The sequence below is a fragment of the Bradyrhizobium sp. WSM1253 genome, assembly GCF_000244935.1.
GTDB lineage: Bacteria > Pseudomonadota > Alphaproteobacteria > Rhizobiales > Xanthobacteraceae > Bradyrhizobium > Bradyrhizobium canariense.
Genome location: NZ_JH600073.1, coordinates 5,649,236 through 5,669,351, shown reverse-complemented (window position 1 = coordinate 5,669,351; position 20,116 = coordinate 5,649,236). Strand labels below are relative to the sequence as shown.

Annotated in this window: 11 protein-coding genes and 3 pseudogenes; 8 read left to right on the top strand and 6 right to left on the bottom strand. The window is 59.5% G+C overall.

Translation table 11 applies throughout. The annotated features are described in order from the left end of the window. Positions 1–26: 26 nt before the first annotated feature. The 4 genes from BRA1253DRAFT_RS28085 to BRA1253DRAFT_RS28070 are packed head-to-tail and all read right to left on the bottom strand — an operon-like array spanning position 27 to position 3,947. The gene (locus tag BRA1253DRAFT_RS28085) at positions 27–1,292 is read right to left on the bottom strand and encodes a CaiB/BaiF CoA-transferase family protein (protein WP_007599997.1); all 1,266 of its coding nucleotides are present in this window, start codon (positions 1,290–1,292) and stop codon (positions 27–29) included. A gap of 50 nt (positions 1,293–1,342) precedes the next feature. Then, positions 1,343–2,365: an ABC transporter substrate-binding protein gene (locus BRA1253DRAFT_RS28080; protein WP_007599995.1), complete on the bottom strand. Its 1,023-nt coding sequence runs from the start codon at positions 2,363–2,365 to the stop codon at positions 1,343–1,345. Positions 2,366–2,398: 33 nt separating this feature from the next. Further along, entirely contained in the window at positions 2,399–3,172 is a 774-nt protein-coding gene (locus BRA1253DRAFT_RS28075) for an ABC transporter permease (RefSeq protein WP_007599993.1), read from the bottom strand. Next, positions 3,156–3,947, bottom strand: coding sequence for an ABC transporter ATP-binding protein (locus BRA1253DRAFT_RS28070; RefSeq protein ID WP_007599991.1), 792 nt, complete (start codon positions 3,945–3,947; stop codon positions 3,156–3,158). Before BRA1253DRAFT_RS28070 ends, BRA1253DRAFT_RS28075 begins: the two co-directional genes overlap by 17 nt. A gap of 170 nt (positions 3,948–4,117) precedes the next feature. On the opposite strand from BRA1253DRAFT_RS28070, the gene BRA1253DRAFT_RS28065 reads away from it, so the two are divergent. The 3 genes and pseudogenes from BRA1253DRAFT_RS28065 (at position 4,118) to BRA1253DRAFT_RS28055 (ending at position 7,336) form a co-directional block, all read left to right on the top strand. Continuing rightward, entirely contained in the window at positions 4,118–4,807 is a 690-nt protein-coding gene (locus BRA1253DRAFT_RS28065; protein WP_007599990.1) for an IclR family transcriptional regulator, read from the top strand. A gap of 428 nt (positions 4,808–5,235) precedes the next feature. Next, entirely contained in the window at positions 5,236–6,099 is an 864-nt protein-coding gene (locus tag BRA1253DRAFT_RS28060; RefSeq protein WP_007599989.1) for a tyrosine-type recombinase/integrase, read from the top strand. A 22-nt stretch (positions 6,100–6,121) separates the two neighbouring features. Further along, positions 6,122–7,336: pseudogene (locus BRA1253DRAFT_RS28055) on the top strand (IS91 family transposase). 617 nt (positions 7,337–7,953) lie between these two features. On the opposite strand, the gene BRA1253DRAFT_RS41825 reads toward BRA1253DRAFT_RS28055, so the two are convergent. Next, on the bottom strand, positions 7,954–8,259 hold the full coding sequence (locus tag BRA1253DRAFT_RS41825; protein WP_007599988.1) for a hypothetical protein: 306 nt from the start codon (positions 8,257–8,259) through the stop codon (positions 7,954–7,956). Positions 8,260–10,027: 1,768 nt separating this feature from the next. On the opposite strand from BRA1253DRAFT_RS41825, the pseudogene BRA1253DRAFT_RS43765 reads away from it, so the two are divergent. From BRA1253DRAFT_RS43765 to BRA1253DRAFT_RS28015, 5 genes and pseudogenes are all read left to right on the top strand, one after another. Further along, positions 10,028–10,337 (top strand): annotated as a pseudogene (locus tag BRA1253DRAFT_RS43765) (transposase); the annotation flags it as partial. 876 nt (positions 10,338–11,213) lie between these two features. Continuing rightward, the gene (locus tag BRA1253DRAFT_RS28035) at positions 11,214–12,419 is read left to right on the top strand and encodes an MFS transporter (RefSeq protein WP_007599985.1); all 1,206 of its coding nucleotides are present in this window, start codon (positions 11,214–11,216) and stop codon (positions 12,417–12,419) included. Positions 12,420–13,992: 1,573 nt separating this feature from the next. Then, on the top strand, positions 13,993–15,048 hold the full coding sequence (locus BRA1253DRAFT_RS28025; protein WP_007599983.1) for a LysR family transcriptional regulator: 1,056 nt from the start codon (positions 13,993–13,995) through the stop codon (positions 15,046–15,048). A 99-nt stretch (positions 15,049–15,147) separates the two neighbouring features. After that, on the top strand, positions 15,148–16,548 hold the full coding sequence (locus BRA1253DRAFT_RS28020) for an aspartate ammonia-lyase (RefSeq protein WP_007599982.1): 1,401 nt from the start codon (positions 15,148–15,150) through the stop codon (positions 16,546–16,548). A 1,074-nt stretch (positions 16,549–17,622) separates the two neighbouring features. After that, a pseudogene (locus tag BRA1253DRAFT_RS28015) lies at positions 17,623–18,026 on the top strand (IS630 family transposase); the annotation flags it as partial. A gap of 86 nt (positions 18,027–18,112) precedes the next feature. Here the strand turns inward: BRA1253DRAFT_RS28015 and BRA1253DRAFT_RS28010 are convergent. Then, the gene (locus BRA1253DRAFT_RS28010) at positions 18,113–19,531 is read right to left on the bottom strand and encodes an MATE family efflux transporter (RefSeq protein WP_007599980.1); all 1,419 of its coding nucleotides are present in this window, start codon (positions 19,529–19,531) and stop codon (positions 18,113–18,115) included. Between the last annotated feature and the right edge of the window lie 585 nt (positions 19,532–20,116).

Genomic DNA, 20,116 nt, shown 5'->3' with positions numbered 1-20,116 from the left:
TGCCAACCGACGCAAGCCGTCGGATGTCATGATATCGGTCCGTCCGTGGCTACGCGGACGGGCAGGAAATCAGCCTCTCCTTGCTTTGGCGTCCCGACGGCTCGGCTTGAGACCAGTTGCTCAACCTCCGCATACGAATAGCCGAGCCGCTGCAGCCATCGCTCAGTGTCTGCTCCGAGCGTCGCAGGTGGTGAAGGCACCGAAAACTCCTCATCCAGCCGGAACCCCGGCCGCGTGATTCGTAACGGCTGCGCACCGTCTTGTTCTGGCGCCAAAGTCTCGACGAATCCGCGCTCAAGGACCTGTGGCTGCTGCAACACTTGCGAGACCGTCAGCACACGGCCGGCAGGGACACCAGCCAGATTCATTTGGGCCTCCCATTCCTCAGCGGGCTTGCAACTCAATGCCTTGTTCAACTCCGCGCTCAGCGCAGCGCGGTTGACCTTGCGCATCTCGCGTCCAGCAAAGCGTGGATCCGCCTTCAGGTCCGGTCGGTCGATCAGGTCGCATAGGGCTTGGTACTGCTTCTGCTCGTTGGCGGAAATGTTCAGCGGGCCCGTTGCGGTGCGGAACGTGCCGGAGGGAGCCGCGGTAAAGTTCTCGTTGCCGATGGGCTGCGGCTCGATCCCGGCGTTCAGGTGGTTGGAGACGACCCATCCCATCGCCGCAATGGTGGCCTCGAGCAGGGACACGTCGATGAACCGACCCCGTTGCCTATGCCGCTGGTCGACCAGAGCCGCGGCGATAGCAAACGCAGCAGTCAGTCCCGCAATCGTGTCCGAGATCGGAAAGCCCGTGCGCAGGGGAGCCGAGGCTATATCGCCGGTGACGCTCATGGCTCCGGAGAGACCCTGGACGATCTGGTCATAGGCCGGACGGGCGGACCACGGTCCGCTCTGCCCAAAGCCGGAGATCGCGCAGTAGACCAGACGCGGGTTCAGCCTGACAAGCACATCAAAGCCGAGGCCAAGGCGTTCCATCACCTTCGGCCGGAAGTTTTCGAGCACCACGTCGGCATCCTTGACCAGTCGCAAGAACACCTCGCGGCCCGCTTCCGATTTCAGGTCCAGTGCAATCGATTGCTTGCCGGCGTTCACAGCAACAAACGAGAGTCCCTGCAGGCGCTCCGCTCTTTGCGGATCCGCGCCGAGGCGCCGCGCCAGGTCGCCGCCGTTCGGATTTTCCACCTTAATGACCTCCGCGCCAAGGCGCGCAAGATGGTAACCGCAGAACGGACCCGCCAACACGTTTGACAGGTCGAGAACGCGGATACCGGCTAGCGGCAGAGACATCTGAAGAGCCTTCTTGTAGGTGATCCAATAGCGAGCGCTTAGTACGCAACTTATTTCAGTTGCTGCGCAGCACGTTCCGCGAATCGATTCGTGAAGGTCTTGATCAGGTCGATCTTTGCGGCTGCGATCTTCGGATCAAAGTCGCCTAGGACAGCCAGCGGGATCTTGGCCGCGTCGATGTCCATCTGACCGGTTGGCGAGAACAGCGCTTTCGACGCGTTGATGATCTCGATGTTCACCTCGCGATTGTCGGTCTTGTATGCAGGAGGCATCGCGTCGACGAGCTGCTCCGCCGTAACCGTGTTGATCCAGCGATGAGTTTTGAACAAGGCGTTGACGAGGCGCTGGACCGTTTCCGGATTTTTGTCGATGAAGGACTGCTGAAGGTAAAGGCACGCGGTCGGATAGATTCCGCCAAAGGCCTGCCTTGAGCCTTCGACCGTGCGCGCGTCGAACAGCGGTGTCGCACTCTTCTTGCGCGCGAGAAGGGTCGCAATCGGATCGAAATAGACGAGCGCGTCGATATTCTTGGCCTCGAGCGCCACCATGCCGGGTGCACCACTGCCAACCGCGATGATGCTTACATCGCGCGAGCCCAATCCCGACTTCTTGATGTAGTAGCGCGCCATGGTATCGGTCGAGGACCCCGGCGCCGTGATCCCGAGCTTCAGGCCCTTCAGACCGGCACCCGTCTTGACCTTGTCAGCGAGGTCGCCGCGGACACCGAGCAACACGCCGGGAATGTCATTGAGCAGGAACACGCAGGAAATTTGCTTGCCTTGGGCCTGCATCTGAATGGTGTGATCATAAAAGCCGACGGTCCCGTCCACCGAGCCGCCGATCAACGCCTGCAAAGCCTTCGAGCCACCGGCCTGGAAGTTCTCGACGGTCACGTCAACCCCTTCTTCCTTGAAGGCGCCCAGCTTCACGCCAAGTTCGAGAGGCATATAGTTGAGGATCTGTGACCCCACTGCGATCTTCAATTTTGTCTTCTCGGGCTCGGCGGCATAAGTCGAGATGACCGGGAATGCGGCTATCGCGATGACCAGCATCAGTCGTGGAAAAGCGTGCATGGGAAACTCCATGAGAATGGGAGAGCGGTACGATCAGGCTTCGTGGGCAGGTGCGGGCCGCCAGACCAGGAGCCGTTTTTCCGCGCGGTCGACAATGGCATCGAGAGCAACGACGAAGGCGGAGAGGACGATGATTCCTGCGAACACTCCGGTCGCGTCGAGGACGCCCTCGGCCTGCGCAATCAGGTGCCCCAATCCCGCGGACGAACCGAGATATTCGGCGACCACTGCTCCCATCACAGCCATGCCGACCGACACCCGCAGGCTCGACAGGATCCACGTGGTGGCGGACGGTAGGTAGACATGGCGCAGCAGGGAGGACTTCGATGCACGTAGCAGGCGCGCATTCGCGAGCACGACCGGATTGACCTCGCGAACGCCCTGAAAGGTGTTGAAAAAAGCGACGAAGAGAACCAGCGTCACGCCCAGCGCGACCTTGGAGGTGAGGCCCAATCCGAACCAGATGACAAAAATGGGCCCCAGCAAGATGCGCGGGATCGCATTGAACACCTTGATGAAGGGCTGAAGGACCTCGGCCGCAAACGGGCTTAAGCCCAACCAGATACCAAGCGCCGTGCCGATCCCGATACCAGCCAGGAAAGACAGGACCGTCTCCAGCAGTGTTATGCTGACATCGGTCCAGAAGTCGGCCGTTGACGTCCACTCTCCGATCCTTGCGATGAGTGTCGACGGGGCCGGAAAGAAGAACGGGTCGATCAACCCGGCCCGCACGCCCAATTCCCAGATCAGGATCAGCCCAAGCACGATGGCGAACTGCGTGAGAGCGACCTTACCCCTGCGTGGCATAGCTTTTCTCCACTTCGGCGCCGAGCAGCGACCAGATTTCACGGTAAAGCGCGACGAACTCGTCGGTGGTCTGTAGCGCGGAGAGGTCGCGGGGACGAGGCAGCGTGATCCGGACATCGCCAACCATGCGGCTCGCGGGACCGGCAGACATCACAACGACGCGGTCCGCCAGCGTGATCGCCTCATCGAGGTCATGGGTGATGAAAACCAGTGAGCGCCGGTCCGCCTGCCAGAGGTCGAGCAGGATACGGTGCATGAGGCGACGGGTGTGAACGTCCAGCGCTGAGAAAGGCTCATCCATCAGGACGATCTTCGGCTGCATGATCAGGGTCTGCGTCATGGCGACCCGCTTGCGCTGGCCGCCGGACAATTGGTGCGGATAACGCTCCTCGAACCCTTTCAAGCCAACCTTGGCGAGCCAGGGCCGCGCCTGCTCGCGCGCTTTCGCGATCGAGCTGCCCTGAAACACCAGCCCGAGGCCGACATTGTCCTGGGCTGTTTTCCAGGGCAGCAGCCCTTCCTGTTGCAGCATGTAGCCGGACTGACCGTTCAGGCCCCTAAGCGATTTGCCGAAAATGCGAACCTCGCCGGCGGCCGGCTTCAGCAGTCCGGTGACAGTATTGAGAATAGTCGATTTTCCGCAGCCGGTCGGCCCGACTACTGCAACGAATTCGGTTTCGCCGACCTGGAGGTTCATGCTTTTCACGGCAGTGAAGTCGCCGAAGCGAATCATCACGTCGCGCAGGTCGACGGCAAGTGCCGGCTGCCCTTCCATTGTTTCGCTCCGCAGAACCTGTTCTAAGCGTCAAAACAGGTAACTGGCGCTACATCCGGAGTCAATTGCATTCTGCAACATAGAACCCAGATGGGCATTGAATACTGGACTTTCTATCCATTCTGGATATTTGTTCTGCACGACAGAACACGATGACGAGGACTGTATCAATGGCAAAGACAGGGGTTGATGCGGTCGGGCGCGCCCTGGCGATCCTCAAGGCCTTCGGCGCTGAGCGCGCAGCCATGACGCTGACCGAGATTGCCGAGGCGACCGACTTCTACAAGAGCACGGTCCTTCGCCTTGCCGCATCCCTGGAAGCGGACGGATTCCTGGTGCGGGGGACCGACCGGCTATTTCGACCCGGACCGGAGCTATGGCGCCTTGGGGCGCTCTATCAGCGTGGGCTGGACCTCGGTGACCTGATCAGACCCTCGCTCCATCGTCTGGTCGAAGCAACCGGAGAGACCGCATCCTTCTACATCGCGGAGGGCGATGAGCGCATTTGCCTTTATCGCGTTAATTCTCCGCGTTCCGTCCGGCATCACCTCGAAGAAGGACAACGATTGCCGATTGATCGCGGCGCTGCGGGCCGCGTTCTTACCGCTTACCGCGATTTTGCATTAGCTGATGGAAAGAAGATCAGAGATCGTGGCTTCTACATCTCGATCGGCGAGCGTGATCCTGAGGTTGCGGCCGCAGCGGTGCCCGTAATCGATGTCTATGGCAAATTGCGGGGCGCGCTCTCAGTCTCCGCCATTCGCACTCGCTTTGATGCAGATGCTCGGAAATCTGCCGTTGAAGTGCTGAAGTCCGAGGCTAAAGCGCTGATTGGTTTGCTGCCTGCAACTGAGCGCTGAGCTACAATGGCAGCGTTCTGTTTATAACGCACAGCTCAGCGGGTGCCGCAATGGCCTCTCCTGAGCGTAGCGCGCATTTCTCGCATTGTTGCGGCCTGCAGATCATCCTCGATCTCGACGCCACCCATCCCTACACGGACATCAGGAGGGAGGCTTCTTCAAGGCTATTACGCTGCTCGTGTGATGTGTGCTGGTGCGCGTGTTCTGGAGCCGTCATGGCCTGACGGCCAAGCTGCGGCGCGCCGACATCGATGCAAGCGCGGTTAGGACGGTTCGCGGATTGTGCGGCCTAAAGCCGGATGGGGTTAGACCGAATCGATTTGGGATTGAACGAAGCCGCTGTCGCGGCGTGCGTGGCGAGGTGGCGTAGATCGCCTCCTGGCTGAGAGGATGTGGGTGTTGGAGCCCCCCTCAGACAGGGTATTGAGATGGCCGATTTGAGCCCTCTTCGCCGCCGCATGATCGAGGACATGACAGTCCGCAATCTGTCGCCGGCGACGCAGCGATCCTACATCAGCGCGGTTTCGAAGTTCAGCCGCTATCTCGGCCGATCGCCTGAGCGGTTGGAGCTGGAAGACGTCTGGGCCTTCCAGGTGCATCTGGTCTCGACCGACATCTCATGGCCCGCGCTGAACCAGATCATCGTCTGTGCGCTACGGTTTTTCTACGGCGTCACGCTCGGCGAGGCGCTCATCCCGGAGCGCATTCCCTATGCGCGAGAGCCCCGCAAGCTGCCGGTCGTTCTCAGCGCCGACGAAGTGGTGCAGTTCCTCGAGGCGGTGTCGAGCCTGAAGAGCCGCGCCGCGCTCACCACCGCCTATGCGGCCGGCCCCAGGGCCTCCGAGGTCGCGGGACAGCGGATCGAAGACATCGACAGCACCCGCGGTGTCATCCAGGTGCGCCACGGCAAAGGCGCGAAGGATCGCAACGTGATGCTGTCGTCCCAACTGCTCGGCATCCTGCGCACCTACTGGCGGCTCGCCCGGCCGCGGCTTTATCTGTTCCCTGGGCGTGACGAAGGTCACCCGATTGATCCGACCGTGTCGCATGCCGCCTGCCGCTCGGCGGTCAAGGCTGCGGGCCTGACCAAGCGCGTCACGCTGCACACGCTGTGCCACAGCTTCGCGACACATCTTCTGGAGAACGGAATCGACATCCGGATCATCCAGGTTCTGCTCGGGCACAATAATCCGTCGTCGACGGCGCGCTACACGCAGGTCGCCAACCATACGATCCGGGCGACCCAGAGCCCGCTCGACCGCCTGTCGCTGGAGGTGACGCCACCGGCATGACAACGGCTCCGGGATCCGGCTTATGCCCCCCGACGTCCGTCCGCACCGACCCGCCATTGACATTGCCGATATCTTGCGCCGGCATGGCGACGCCTATCGTCGTGACCATGCCGGTCATCACGGTCGCGTCGAGCGGCGGGTGATGAGCGCCATTGTTGGGTGCCGAACCGAGGCGCTCGGCGGCCGCGTCGAGGCCCGCAATGACTGCGGCATGACGCGGATCGCCTATAATTCCTGCCGGAATTGGCATTGTCCGAAGTGTCAGGGGCCAGCCCGAGCCGCGTGCCTTGCCGCGCGAGAAGCCGACCTGCTGCCGGTTCCCTACTTCCACGTCGTCTTTACGCTTCCTGCACCGATCGCCGCGATTGCTTTCCAAAACAAGGCGGTCGTCTATGCCATCCTGTTAAGGCCGCCGCCGAGGCGATGACCGACGCTTGCTGCCAATCCGCGCCGGCTCGGCGCGGAGATCGGCGGCGTCGCGGTCCTGCACACCTGGGGACAAGCGCTAACTCATCATCCCCACATTCACTGTGTCGTGCCGGGCGGCGGCCCGTCACCTGATGGAACACGCTGGATCGCCAGCCGACCGAACTTCTTCCTGGCCGTCAAACCGCTGTCCCGGCTCTTTCGCTGGCTTTTTCTCAAACGCCTGATCGGGGCCTTCAACGCCGGCGCTTTGCGCTTCTTCGGCGATCTTCTCTTGCCGAACTCGACACTTTCGCTGGTCGCATCAAAGCCATGCAGCGCGTCAACTGGGTTGCTTACGCCAAGCGGCCCTTCGGCGGACCCGCACAGGTGCTGGCCTATCTCGGCCGATATACCCATCGCGTCGCGATCGCCAACAGCCGGCTCGTCGCACCCGACAACGATCATGTTGCCTTCACATGGAAGGATTACCGCCAGGACGGCGCGACAAAGATCATGAAGCTCAAGCCCGACGAGTTCATTCGCCGCTTCCTGCTTCATACGCTGCCCGACGGTTTCCATCGCATCCGCCACTTCGGCTTCATGGCCAACCAATCGCGCTGCCAAGCTCGGCCTTTGCCGCGAACTTCTCGATCATGAGACAGCCCCAAACGACAGCCAGCCGCCGCCTGTGGATTTGGAAGCTCAAACCTGGGCCGAAGTTCCTGCCTCTCCCGATTGTGGTGGCGTCATGCGCATCATTGAGCGCTTTCGACACAGCTTCAGACGCTCCAGCCCTCGAACATCACCGTTCCGATGCGACACATCGTGAGCCAAGTCATGCCGTGCACGACGATCATCATTCGTCATTTCGCTCCCAGCGTCTCGATCATCGCGGACGATGTCGACTCCGTGCTTTCACACTCCGCGACAACAACGGTCCGATGCAGCAAAATGCCTATCGCGATCTCCAGTGAAGCGCGTCTGATCTCAACTCTTCCCCGATTGCGCACATCTCGTGTCTCTGCCTCACGCGCCGAGCCAGCAGATCGGGCCTTCCGATCTCGAACGTGCTGCATGCTCTGGTCCTCGTCTTCGGCCAGAACGAACTTCAAACTGGATTAAGCCCGAGGGGCAGGGTCAACCACCCACGCCTTCCTCGGCGGTGCAAAATCCATGCGCCAGATTCGTGTGGGCGTCGGCGGCGCCACTACAACGATCGCGTAGTTGCGCCCCAGCGCATCCAGTACGAGGGCAACCTATGGCGTGAGGACACCACGCGGCAATCCTCAGCGCGCGGCAATCCTCAGATGGGCTGTGACGGGCGTCTCTTGGAGACTCGTACGACTCTCACGGCTACTCGCCGTTCCCAGCCGGTGGTCGGCCGCAGTCGACTCTTCTGGCGCGATTTGGCGGATTGTTAGCAAAGTTGCGCGACTGTCCGACCGCCTACATCTGTTCGTCGGAGCCGTGGCCTCTCGCGAGATCCCGTGTCCGTTGCATCGTGCGGGAAAAATATTCGTCGCGCTCGCGGCGCACGCGCTCTTGATGCGCTCTGAAATTCGCGACTCGTTTGCTGATGTGCTCTCGCTCGGAGGTGTCCCAGCTCAACCGCGGGGGAGAATCGGGTGGGGAAGCTTTTGCGATTGGCGCGATGGGTGCTATCAGCTTTGGAATAGGCGCTACGCTCCGTGCGCGTTCTACGAGTGCCGCGGATTGTTGAACCAGCGCCTCCAGTTCCTTCTTCCAGTTCATCTTCCATGTTCTCCGAACGGTCATGGGAGCATGCTAATTTGGTGCGGTACGCTCGTCCAGCTACCCCTTTTGGTAGTTGCGAGGCCGCGGCTTGTCCGCAAAATAGTGGCCGATGAGTCATTTGGGCCGATGAATTCGCGGCTTCCCTGCTAGGAGAACCCACCCACGTGACCTTCGTCACCCAAGTGACGCAACAGGATGGAAGATCAGAACGATGCGACCTGGGTCAAACCCGTCGGCTGTGCCTGGTCTCTGGCATGAAAGCATGATCGCCCAGGCTCGCCATACTCGAACTCCTCAAGCGAACTACGCTGACGCCGAAGCAGCGGAGATTGTGCGTCAGTGCGCGAATCGTTGCCGCCCGAATGGTCCGACCAGAACTACTCTACAGTATTGCTCAAATGGGAGACGGGAGTGGCGAGCGGTGTTGTGAAATGCGACGAATGGTTTCGGCTTTCATTCAGCCGGATGGGAGCGGCTGCGGGAAGGGCAGGCAGTCTCTTACGAGCTTAAAGTCGACCCGAGGCGTGGTAAAAGCAGTGCGGAAAATCTGCGTGTCTGATTTCATGTCGTAGGCGTCTGGCCTCAGCCCCCCGCCCAAGTCTGGCGCTTACCTCGGAACGACCCCCGCCGCTCTAAGCACTGGGGTCGTTTCATTTCTCGCCAATTTTCGACGTTTCGCGGGTCCGAATACAAGAGAACGTAGCTAGCGATGCTCGCTAGCGCATCGCCTCTTTGTCCCGTTTGGTAGACGGGTAACAGTCAGTCCGCCCGCTCGTCATAGCGCGATTTGCAGGCGCTCGCGAGCGGCTTATTGGTCGGAAGGTTATCCTCGCCGATCATCCTGGACTGGAGGTGGTGGCGCCGGCGCTGATCAAACCCGATACCGTGCTGCGGCGCGAGTTCAACAGTGTGGACCAACGAAGGGATGGGAAAGCTAAGTAAGGACTCTCGAGTCGAGAGGGCTACGATATCAGGCTATTGCTGCGCGAGCTCCCTTCGCCGGACGTTGGATCCGGTCAAAGTCGCCAGCCTCGAGGGCTCACAACCAGGCAATTCGTAGATTCTGGGCAGGCTCGTCAACCCACTCCATCAGGAGCCTTCGGGGATCTCGGGGAGCACGACGCCGCACCTGCGGCCGCGTTTGTGCATGCGCTCGCCGCGCTCTTTGCTCAGCCACACGCCTGGCGCGTACGCTGAAGCTGCAACCGCGTAGTCGCCCTTCAAGTGCTGGATGATCCTCGCCGAGTAACGATAGCTCGTCACGCAGCGGCGATGATCGTTTACCTTCACATCAATAATTGTCGGGGCAGGGCTGGATTGACTTTACCTTAATTGGGCGGGGCCATCTTTGGTTGAGTGCTCGTCCAGTCGCCACGCCATTATGGGATCGCTCTCCGCCCTAGAGCCTCTCGTCCTGGAGGTTGGCAATCCTCTTGGCGCAGCGAACCGGCTAGAACTGAAAATCGCATTTTTAGATGCACGAAGGCAATGCCGAACTCACCTATCGGAATTCCAAGGGGATTTTGCTGAGCCGGGACATTTCAGGCGTCCACCACCGATCCGTGCCCCTCGTAGTCTAATTTATGTAACCGCGGAACGTTTCGTCCATCATTAGGGCTTCGCACGGACCAACATACGGCCCGTTGGCATCGCGCGTTGAAGCCTACTTGGGGATTCAAAGCCGGAGCGGCTGCTAGCATCAATGCTAAAGCTCGATCCGTCCTCCTAATTCAGCCAGCGCATGCGACAGCACCTTGAAACATCGCGCTTCCGATCGGCATCAAGCGTCGGCGCCTATCTGGGTCTTACGCCTCGACGCAACCACTCTGGCGAAACTGGGCAAGGTATCACGATGGGGCGACCGTCTTCTCCCAACCTACCTGTACGAGGCGGCGATCGTCCTGCTTCATCGAACGAAGAAATGGTCCTCTCTTAAGGCTTGGGGCATGAAGCTCGCTAAGCGGATTGGCATGCGAAAGGCAAAGGTCGCCATCGCGCGCAAACTCGCCATCCCTCCTCACTGTATCTGGGTCTACGGCACATCGTTCGACTGGGGCCAGGGGAAGGAAGCCTGATCCGATCTTGTAGAGTTCCTGGTCCGGTCTGCCGGACTGGCGATGTCCCGCTGGGACCGTGTTGTGGCGACCTCGGTCAATCAGGTGGTGGCGGCTCGTCCGCACTCCGCTGCAAACGTTGAGGCGCCCGACCCCGACATCATCATAAGGCGCTGCGCGACCTCGGAAAGGACCATGATCCCAGCGAAGACCTTAACCAGCCCCGGCGATCCAATGCACGTATCAGCCGGCCCGCGCCGTCTCCGCAATCCGGACCAGCTCCGACGGCGCGAGCACTACCACCGTGCCGTGGGCGAGTTCAGAAATGTAAGTTTGACAACAAACCGCAATTAAAGGGCCGATTGACACCCAGCGCGCGCGTACGCAGGCGAGGCAATGGCGGCTCCCCGGAGATCATGATCCCCGAGCGCCCTGCTAAAGCTGCCGAAGCAGTGCCGGGACATTGTGAGTGAGACCTCCTCTTCGGTGTTGGCAGCTCGGCAATCTGCAGGCCGTCCGAGCGCACGAAAGGCATCACGATGCTATTGCACCGTCCGTTTGGGGGGCGAAGCGCAGCGCCTGGTGGCGGGCGACGCAGCTCTTCGAGTAAGGTCAGGCCCTCTTTCACGATGCCAGCCGGAACGACAGTCCCACTCAGGACGCCAGTCGGAGGACACCGAGTGCCGTTTGTCGTGTGTCAACTATCAACTCTCGCAGTTGATGGAGAGAACGACCCATGCGACCGTAACGATCGGATACCACCGATGCAGGTCGATCAACATCCGGAGAGACGCCCATGCCATGCGGCGCCACGCCCATGGTTGAAAAATGCGTACAAGCAGCGGCTGATCATCGACAAATGAAACGGGCGGATCCTTCGTACAGTGATGTTTAATAATGACGAGTGACGGCACAGAATCTTCGCTCCGCATCTGGCTCGCCGTCATCGTGCTAGGCATCGCCTCGTTTCACATCGTGTTGGCAGAGATAGCACCTATCGGGCTGTTGTCTCAGATTGCTCGCGACCTCGGACGAGATCAGGCAGCGGTCGGGCTCACGGTGGCCCTCTATGCCTGGATCGGTGCTGCCAGCGCTCTGTTGTCGCCCGTTCTGCTTCAGAAGTTTCCTCGCAAGCCGCTAGTCATCGCCTTAACTATTATCCTTTCCGCAACAACGTTTGCGGCGACGATGTCTCACACTTTCGAAGGGTTGTTGCTGGCACGCACGGTGGGCGCTGTCGTTCACGGTTTCTATTGGGCCATGGCGGCTGTGGTTGCGTCTAAGATTGCGCCGTCCCGCAGTATGGGTGTTGCGACGGCAATCGTATTCGGCGGGATCTCGATGGCGACCGTTGTTGGCGTGCCGCTCGCGAACTTCGTCGGTCAGGTGAGCGGATGGCGTGCAGCGTTCAGATTAATTGGCGCCATCGGACTGATCACCTCAGCCCTGATGGTGGCAGTTCTTCCGAAAATGCAGGCCGGGACGCCAGCGGGATGGAGAGAGCTTGGATCAGTCTGCCGCAGGCATGACCTGTTGGGGATCTATGCCGTAACGACATTCATGGCGGCGGCGCATTTCGGGGCGTACACATTTATAGAACCATTTCTCAACGAGATTCCAAACGTTGCCCAAGTCATGATTGGCGCGCTGTTGTTCGGCTTTGGCGGAGCAGGATTCCTGGGGAACATCCTGGCGGGCGTCCTCATCGACCGCTTCATGAAGCCCATCATTACTGCGGGGCTGCTTGCTCTGTGTCTGGCGCTCGTTGGCCTTGGATGGTTTGGTCCCCAGTTGGGGACAGGCCGGGTCCTTGTCTTGCTGGTCATCTGGGGCGCGGCCGTCGCGGCGCTGTTCGCGGGACTCCAGACCTGGATCCTACGCGCCGCCGGTTCGACAGTGATGACTGCTGCCGCGATGCACTCGGCGGTCATCAATTCGGCCATCGGCTTCGGAGCCGTCCTTGGCGCCCAGGTGTTGACTGTAGCCGGCCCATCAGGAGTGATGCTGGCAGCTGGTATGGTCGTCATCATCCCTCTGCTGATAGTTCTCCCGCAAGCGGCCCCAGAGGGTGATCTAAAAAAGGGGGCGTTGCTTGATGGATAACGCCGCAGCCGTGCGCACGGCGCGGATCGCCGCGTGCCCTACCACGAATGTCGCACGAAACCTTCCGCTGGTACGCGAGCTTTGGACCAAAATGTTCGTGCAGCCCGGCGGACCGGTCGAAGGGGGTGAAACACCACGCCAGGCCTTGCCCGAGAACTCGTTGAGGAACTCGGCATCGAAGTTTCTGGCGATGTACGCGAACATCTCGGGGGATTGCGCCGTTGCGGCATTGCGAGGAGCATTCGGTCGAGCGGTCTACCGCACTGCGGGACACTTTTGCACTCTTTCCACACAACAATGTCTCTGTCCTGAGATTACCCCGCATTCTAGCATCATAATTGACGCTACCCGACAGACGGGCAAGCTCGCCTTCTTCATCCCGTGAGCGTCCTCACGCTGGCGTGTGACGCGACTTCTCGATGATCGGTCCTATCGCGCTCAACCGAAGGCGCTCTTTGCTGGCTCTTCCGAGGCGCTGCCGAGCAGCTGAGCCATCATCGCCTTCCTGCGCGAAATGAGCAAGCTGATGACGTCTACTTGCGTGCTTTCCTGATTGAGCGCTCACCAGCATCACAATGGCATTCCAGCCAGCGACTTCGATCAATTGCGTCCTTAGACCCACTGGGATCTCAAAGCCATGGTCTAGAACTGGGCTTAGTGTCAATGAACTCGCATGATGGTGCCGAAGACGAGACGCAAGATCGGCGCGGCCTCTAGATCAAGTTTACGCTCTTGAGCGCATTGTGGCAGGTCGCTTCACTCGTTTCGGGATGGCCGTCGCATTGGATCATCGGCCGGTGGTGGGACGTGTCTGCGGATACCCATATCCGCGAACTCGCAGGCACCTACACATCGATGCCCGCGTCGGCCAAAACCACAGGCTCAAGAGGGAGCTCATGCGCGGCGGCCTTCGCATCAACTTCTGACCTCGTGGACAAAGGCGGCGCACTCATCGTTGACAAGAGAGAGGCGCGGCTACGTCCATGATCCAATAGGTGCGTGCACGAAAATCGAGCTGTTCCAGAAGCTCCTAAAATCGGGCTGCAGGGCGGAGGACTCAAAACTGCGGACCGCGGAGCGGCTCGCTAGTTTGGTGGCGGTCGTCTGCCCTCTCAGCTGGCGCGTCCTCTGGCTCATCATGCTCGATCGTACGGCCCGGACGCATCACCGAAGATCGCCTTCACGGACACCGAGATCGTATTGCCCGATGAACTCATCAAGGACGTCGGCATTCAACGAGGTCGCCTTGGAACCCCCGCATTCTACTTGACCGAACTTGCACAATTGGGTGGCGACCTGGCCAGGGCCGCAGATCCGCCACCCGGAAATGTTGTCATCTGGCGCGGACTCTCCAGACACACCGGATCGAACTCTGCGCCGAAATTGGAGCGGTTGGAAATGTCGATAAATGAAGTGTCATCGAACAGTTCCACCGCTGCGGCTTTGGAATCGGCTGTTTGCGCAGTAAGCGCGAGTTTCCGGTGCGCCAACCTGTCGAGTAGATTGACTCGCCGCAACTGAGAAAACGGACTAGTGGCACACCCGATAAAAATCCATTAGCGTTAGGCTTCCTATGTTTAGTTTGCCTGATTTGCGTGTACTGGAAGTCGCGGCCGTCGTCATCGAAGAGGGCAGCATGAGCGCGGCCGGCCTCAGACTTGGCATCACTCAATCGGCCGTTTCACAAGCGATGAAGCGCGCGGAGGCGCATATTGGCGCGTCCCTCGTCCGTCGCGATCGTCGTCCCCTTGGGCCCACGGAGGCGGGGCAAGCTCTGCTCACCCACATGCGCGAGATAACCCTGCGCGTCGGACGAGCTGTCGAGGAAATGCGGGCCGCCGCAGCGCGTCCCGAACGCGAGGACCTTCGGCTCGGGATGATCGACACGTTCGCGTCCACAGTGGGACCACTGTTGGTCCGCAGCCTCATGGCGGGTTCAATCGCGCTTCGCGTGAGCGCATATTCGGGGCTGGTACCCGCGCATGCCGAGGCATTGATGCGCAACGAGATCGATGCAGCTGTCACATCGGATCCAATGGAGGGCGTTGACGAAGTTACCCGCTTACCCCTATTGCGCGAGCCATTCCTCCTGGTAGCACCGATTGCCTGGGCGGATACTCTTCGCGATCGTCTACTGGACGACCTACTACTCGAGCACCGACTTATCCGCTACACCGCGCGTTCGCACATGGGAACGCAAATTGAACGTCATCTCCGGCGTCTAAGGATAGAGCATCCGCAGACGATGTCGTTCGACACGTCGGACTCGCTGCTCTCGATGGTCGCCAATGGCATGGGCGTGGCGATTACAACACCCCTGTGCATATTGCAGGCTGCCGTCCATCGACCGGCGCTCGAAGTCATGCCATTGCCGGCGACCGGCCTCTCGCGCACGATCGCGTTGGTGACTAAGCAAGGCGGATTAGGCACGTTGGCTGCGCGAATAGCGGATGATACTCGTGTGCTCCTGCGGAACTGGACCTTGCCCCAGATCGCGGCTCAAATTCCCTGGATGGCTCGTTCCGTCGGCAGCATCGTGTTGGATCCGCTCGCTCACGAGGACGCCGCCTGCCGGTGCGTTGCGGGTGGCTCCACCCGGACTCTCGACGAACAGTATAACCCTAATTAATCATACTTATCAGCCTCCATAACATCTCCGATCTTAGCTTTAACTCTCGCCCGTCTTCGGAGAGAGTTGTTTGCGTAGCGTCCGAACCCGGGATCAGAGATGTCAGCGACTCGCACCGAAATAGACAGTCTAGGAACGCGCGAGCTGCCGCTGCGCGCCCTGTACGGCTTGGCCTCCCTGCGTGGGAGCGAGAACTTCGACATCTCACTCCAGAAGCTCGGTGATCAGCCGGCACTTCTTCGGGCACTAGCGCGCATCAAGCGCGCTGCCGCGGCGGCGAACCGTGAGCTCGGAGCCCTCGACGCCAAAGTAGCAGGAGCACTAATCGCGGCTGCGGACGAGGTCATTGCTGGTAAACACGATGGGCAGTTTATCATCGATTTGCTCGAAGGCTCCGGCGGTACATCGATCAACATGAACATGAACGAGGTTCTGGCGAACCGGGCCCTGCAAATTGTCGGTGAAAAGCCCGGCCGGTACGACGTGATCCACCCAAATGATCACGTGAACCTATGCCAGTCGACGAACGATGTGCTGCCCTCGGCGCTCAAGTTGGCGGCGCACGAAAGGTCCGGCGATCTGGTGGGTGCGCTGGAACAGGTGGCGGCCGCTCTTTCGGAGCGGGCCATTGTATTCGCTGACGTATTGCGCGTCGGCCGCACATGCATGCAGGCCGCCCAGCCGATGACGCTCGGTCAGGCGTTCGGCGGTTACGCATCAGCGATCAAGCGGCTCTCCTTGAAGCTGTCGGTGGCGCGCCAGGAATTGATGGTGCTTCCCCTCGGAGGTACTGCGATTGGCACCGGGCTCGGAGCAGTGCCGGGCTATCGCCGTGCCGTCTATGGACATCTTGCGGCAATCTTGGGCCACGCCGTACGCCCAGGCGACGACATGTTCGATGCCATGCAGAACGCCGACGCCTTCGCACGCGTGTCGTCGGAAATCCGCATCGCAGCAGAGGTAATGGCGAAAATCGCCTCTGACCTGATCATCCTTTCCTCTGGGCCAAATACGGGGCTTGGCGAATTGCGGTTGCCCGCTCTCCAGCCCGGTTCTTCGATCATGCCAGGTAAACTCAATCCAGTCCTGCCGATGATGATCCAGCAAGTTGCGTTCGCTATCGTGGGCAACGACGCCGCAGTATCTCTCTCAGCGTTGAGCGGCCAACTCGAAATCAATCACTTCGAGCCAGTCATCGCCTCGCGCCTGTTCGATTCGATCGAGCTTTTGACGCGATCGGCCAGAATATTTGCCGACCAATGCATCTCGGGGATCCGGGCAGACCGGGAACGGTCGCTCAGCAACTTGATGCAATCTTCGGCTCTTGCGACCGTGTTCGTACGGCGCCTTGGTTATGAACAGGTATCGACACTTGTGCTTACAGCCGCTGAGCAAATGCGGCCCTTCATCGAAATCGCGATCGACCGCGGACTTCTGAACCGTAGCGCGGTTTTGCAGATGCTGCACGAGAGCACCCGTTATCGCGAGAATGCCGCATGAGCCGCGATTCTGCACTTGCCCTTGTACGCGAAGGGCTCACGAGCATGCCGCGAGTCGATGCACAACGCCAGAGGATCAACCTACGAAGGTCATGCCACAGCCAACTCGCCATCGCCCTGTCTCCAACCCGATGCGGCAGATGAGACGATGCGCCGCGATGGAGAGGCCGCTTGTTCATAGGTCAGTGCTCCGGCCTCTCTTCAAGTCGTGCTTATACGGACGCGCCTGGCCGTAGTGCCAGGGGCAGTGATGGGCAAAGTCAGCAAACACGTAAGACATCGTCGATAACGTATTCTAACCGTTCGCGTGGGGCCGTCCTGGCCTTCGCCAATCTTCACATCCTGTTCGGCCGGTAGCCCGATCAAGATGTGCAAGTTCTCCGATAGCTGGTTACGGCCTGATTCACCTGATGATACATTCACGAGGCGTGATCGAGTCCCGCAGGTTCGAACACGGGCCCAACATTTTTTCGTTCGTTCGCTGCCGTATTCAAGACGGCACTGAGGCACGCGAAATCCATCCGATGCCGAGAGGCAGCTGCGCGCGTCAGAATCTCATCCGTCGTATCGACTGGGCCCAGCTGAAGTTTCCCCACTCCCAGCCGTTGTTTATGTCGTATGCGACATTCGGTTTGAGTATAAGGTAAGGTCAATCAAGATGCTCTGGCTGTAGGCCTTGTCGATGACCGTGCCAGTGTTTACCTGGTTTGTAGCAAAAGTTAGCATCACCTTTTGTATTGGCGCCTTTGCATTTAGCTGCTTGCCATAGAGTGGCAAAGCGCAAAGGGGGTTCGCATTTCCATTCACCAATTCGGAAACGCCGCATGTTACTGGTGTGACAGTCAGTTCTCGATTGAGATCCCCCCGCTTCACGGCCGACCACATTGCCACTGCCTTGGGGCGCTTCGACTTCCCGCCTTTGGGCGATATCAATGCCGTAAGAGCTGACGCCCTTAATTTGGCCGTTAGGGCGCGCAATCGGGCCGCCAAGCAGTTTGGAGTGGCGATCAGCACGGCGATCGGCTGGATGAAGCGGGTCGATGAGACCGGCAGCGTTGCTCGGGGCCAGATGGGTTGGAAAACCATTACCTTTCTGGCGGCCCTGCGCCATGACCGGATCGACGCGCCATGGTTCATCGAGGGACCAATCATGGCGTGAGCTTCCGGATCTATGTGGAGAAGGTTCTCCTGCCGACCCTTCGGCCCGGCGACATCGTCGTCCCGGACAATCTCGGCAGCCACAAAAGCAAAGCCGTGCGCCAGCTCATCCGCTTCGCCGGAGCAAAGCTCTTCTTCCTGCCAAAATACTCACCCGACCTGAACCCCATCGAACAAGTCTTTGCCAAACTCAAGCATCTGCTCCGCAAGGCAGCCGCACGAACCGTCGATGCGGTCTGCGCCGCCATCGGCGAACTCCTTTATGCATTTACACCCGAAGAATGCGCCAACTACCTCAAAAACTCAGGCTATCGAAGCTAGTCCCATCACGCTTTAACGGCGAGCCTCCCAGGAGGCTAGCGCCCAATGCTCTGTACCTCGATCATATCCGTTCTCAGCTCAACCCGCTATCCCGATCGCTCTTGAGGACCGTGCCGGAGCGCTCGTCTGAGCTCGCCGAACTGGTTGAACATGACGATGAGAGCGATTATTCCGGCGCCAAGCTCTGCGAGCGCTTGACTGGCTAACAGTCCGTTAAAACCCGCTACCAGCGGGAATAACAGTACGGCCGGTATGAAGAGATACCCCTGCCTGGCCAAGGACACAATTGCACTGAGGCGCGCTCTCCCAAATGACTGAAGCATTGCCGTCACGAAACTCTGCACCCCAAACAGTCCAAAGAAGAGATGGAACACGATGCAGGTCGAGACGGCAAGTTCGGTGACGTACTCGTTATCGCTAAATAGGCTCACCAAAGGCCTCGCAAAAATCACAACGGCCGCAGAATACAGCACCGAGAATGCGATCGTCACGAAGAGCATGAACTTCGCAGCCCTCAATATATGAGCATAGTCGCGTGCGCCCCAACCGAAACCCAGGATAGCTTGAGCGCCAATACAGAACCCGGTGATAGGCAGTGCGCCGACCATCAAGATACGCACAGCTATTCCAACCGCGGCGATGGAATCGTCGCCGAACGGCGCAGCAGCTCCGTACAAGAGCATAACGGCAAGAGCAGATAAGATACTCGTCATTGTCGCCGGCGCGCCTACCAACGCGAGCTGTCTGATGCGATCTGCTCGCAATGATATGTGAGATATCCTGACGAGAACCGTCCCGCCAAGCTTCGTAAAATACGCGATATACAGTCCGACAGCAGAGATCTGAGACACCAGCGTTGCGAGGGCTGCGCCTCGCACGCCAAGGTCAAGTGAAAATATGAAGACGGGATCAAGCACAGCGTTCAGGATAAACGCGGTCATCATCACCCACATGCTAAATCGTGTATAGCCTTCGGCTCTTACAATGAACCCGCTGACTGTATTTAGTAGCATCGGGGTGTACCCCAACAAAACCGTTCCCGCGTAGTCGAGCGCCACGGGCATGATGGTTGGGGTAGCTCCGAGCGTTGCAAATATCCCTCGCAGATTTGGAAGCAGAGTGAGGGTGACTGTGATACCGATCGGAGCGGCGAGCGCGAGTGCCGTGCTTGCGCCTCGACTCGCTTCTAGGTACTCACGAGCGCCCAGATGACGAGATATGAACGACGCTGCTCCAACACCGATCCCCTGTCCGGCTGCGGCGAGCAGGACCACGATCGGCAAGGTCATGCTAACAGCTGCGATCGCCTGCGCGCCTAGGGCGCCAACAAAGATCGCATTGACGACCTGCTGCAGCGCATGGATCGATAATCCAACAACAGACGGAATGGCGAGCCGCAGGATAAGACTCAAGAGATTCTGGTCCGATAGATCGACGTGCTGTTTTTTCTTTGGCATCACATTGCGCTTGCTGTCGAGGGCGATTTCTGTATTCGGTCCATTCACGGACGAGTGAACTTTTCCAAATTCGACGATGGCGTACTCAGCGCAATCCTCTCCGGATCTGCTCTGGCACGCCGTGATCGCCTGGATATGTTGACGTTTTCAAAGCTGATTTTTGCCTGGGCATACGCCTCCCGTCAGTTGTAGCGAATACTGACTGAGGTGTTCGAGGGTAGCCCCCAGGTTCTGCTAGTCATATTGTGCCGTTCCGCCCTTTGGTTGAGCATCGTGTCGGTTGCGTTCACTTCTCGGGATGATGATCGGCGGGGAAACGCGGCCAGACCCTAGAGCCTCAAGTTGGTTTTGGCATCTACCGGATCTTGTAGTAGACGCTCCATCATCTGCATGGCACAAGCAATGAACGTGCTCAGAACCACTGTGGTGGTTCGATGATGTCCTGCAATCTGTACACGATATCGGGTTCCTCAGCGCGATCGAGACGAACGGCAGGCTGCCGGCCCCGGCCAGCGTGGTGATTGGATTTGCGTCAGTAAATCGCGCCGCGCTGGCCGTCACTCGCGGACACGAACTGAAAATTCGTGTGGCCGCAACCGGCAGCCTGCCAGACCGGTTCGATGAGCGTGGCTT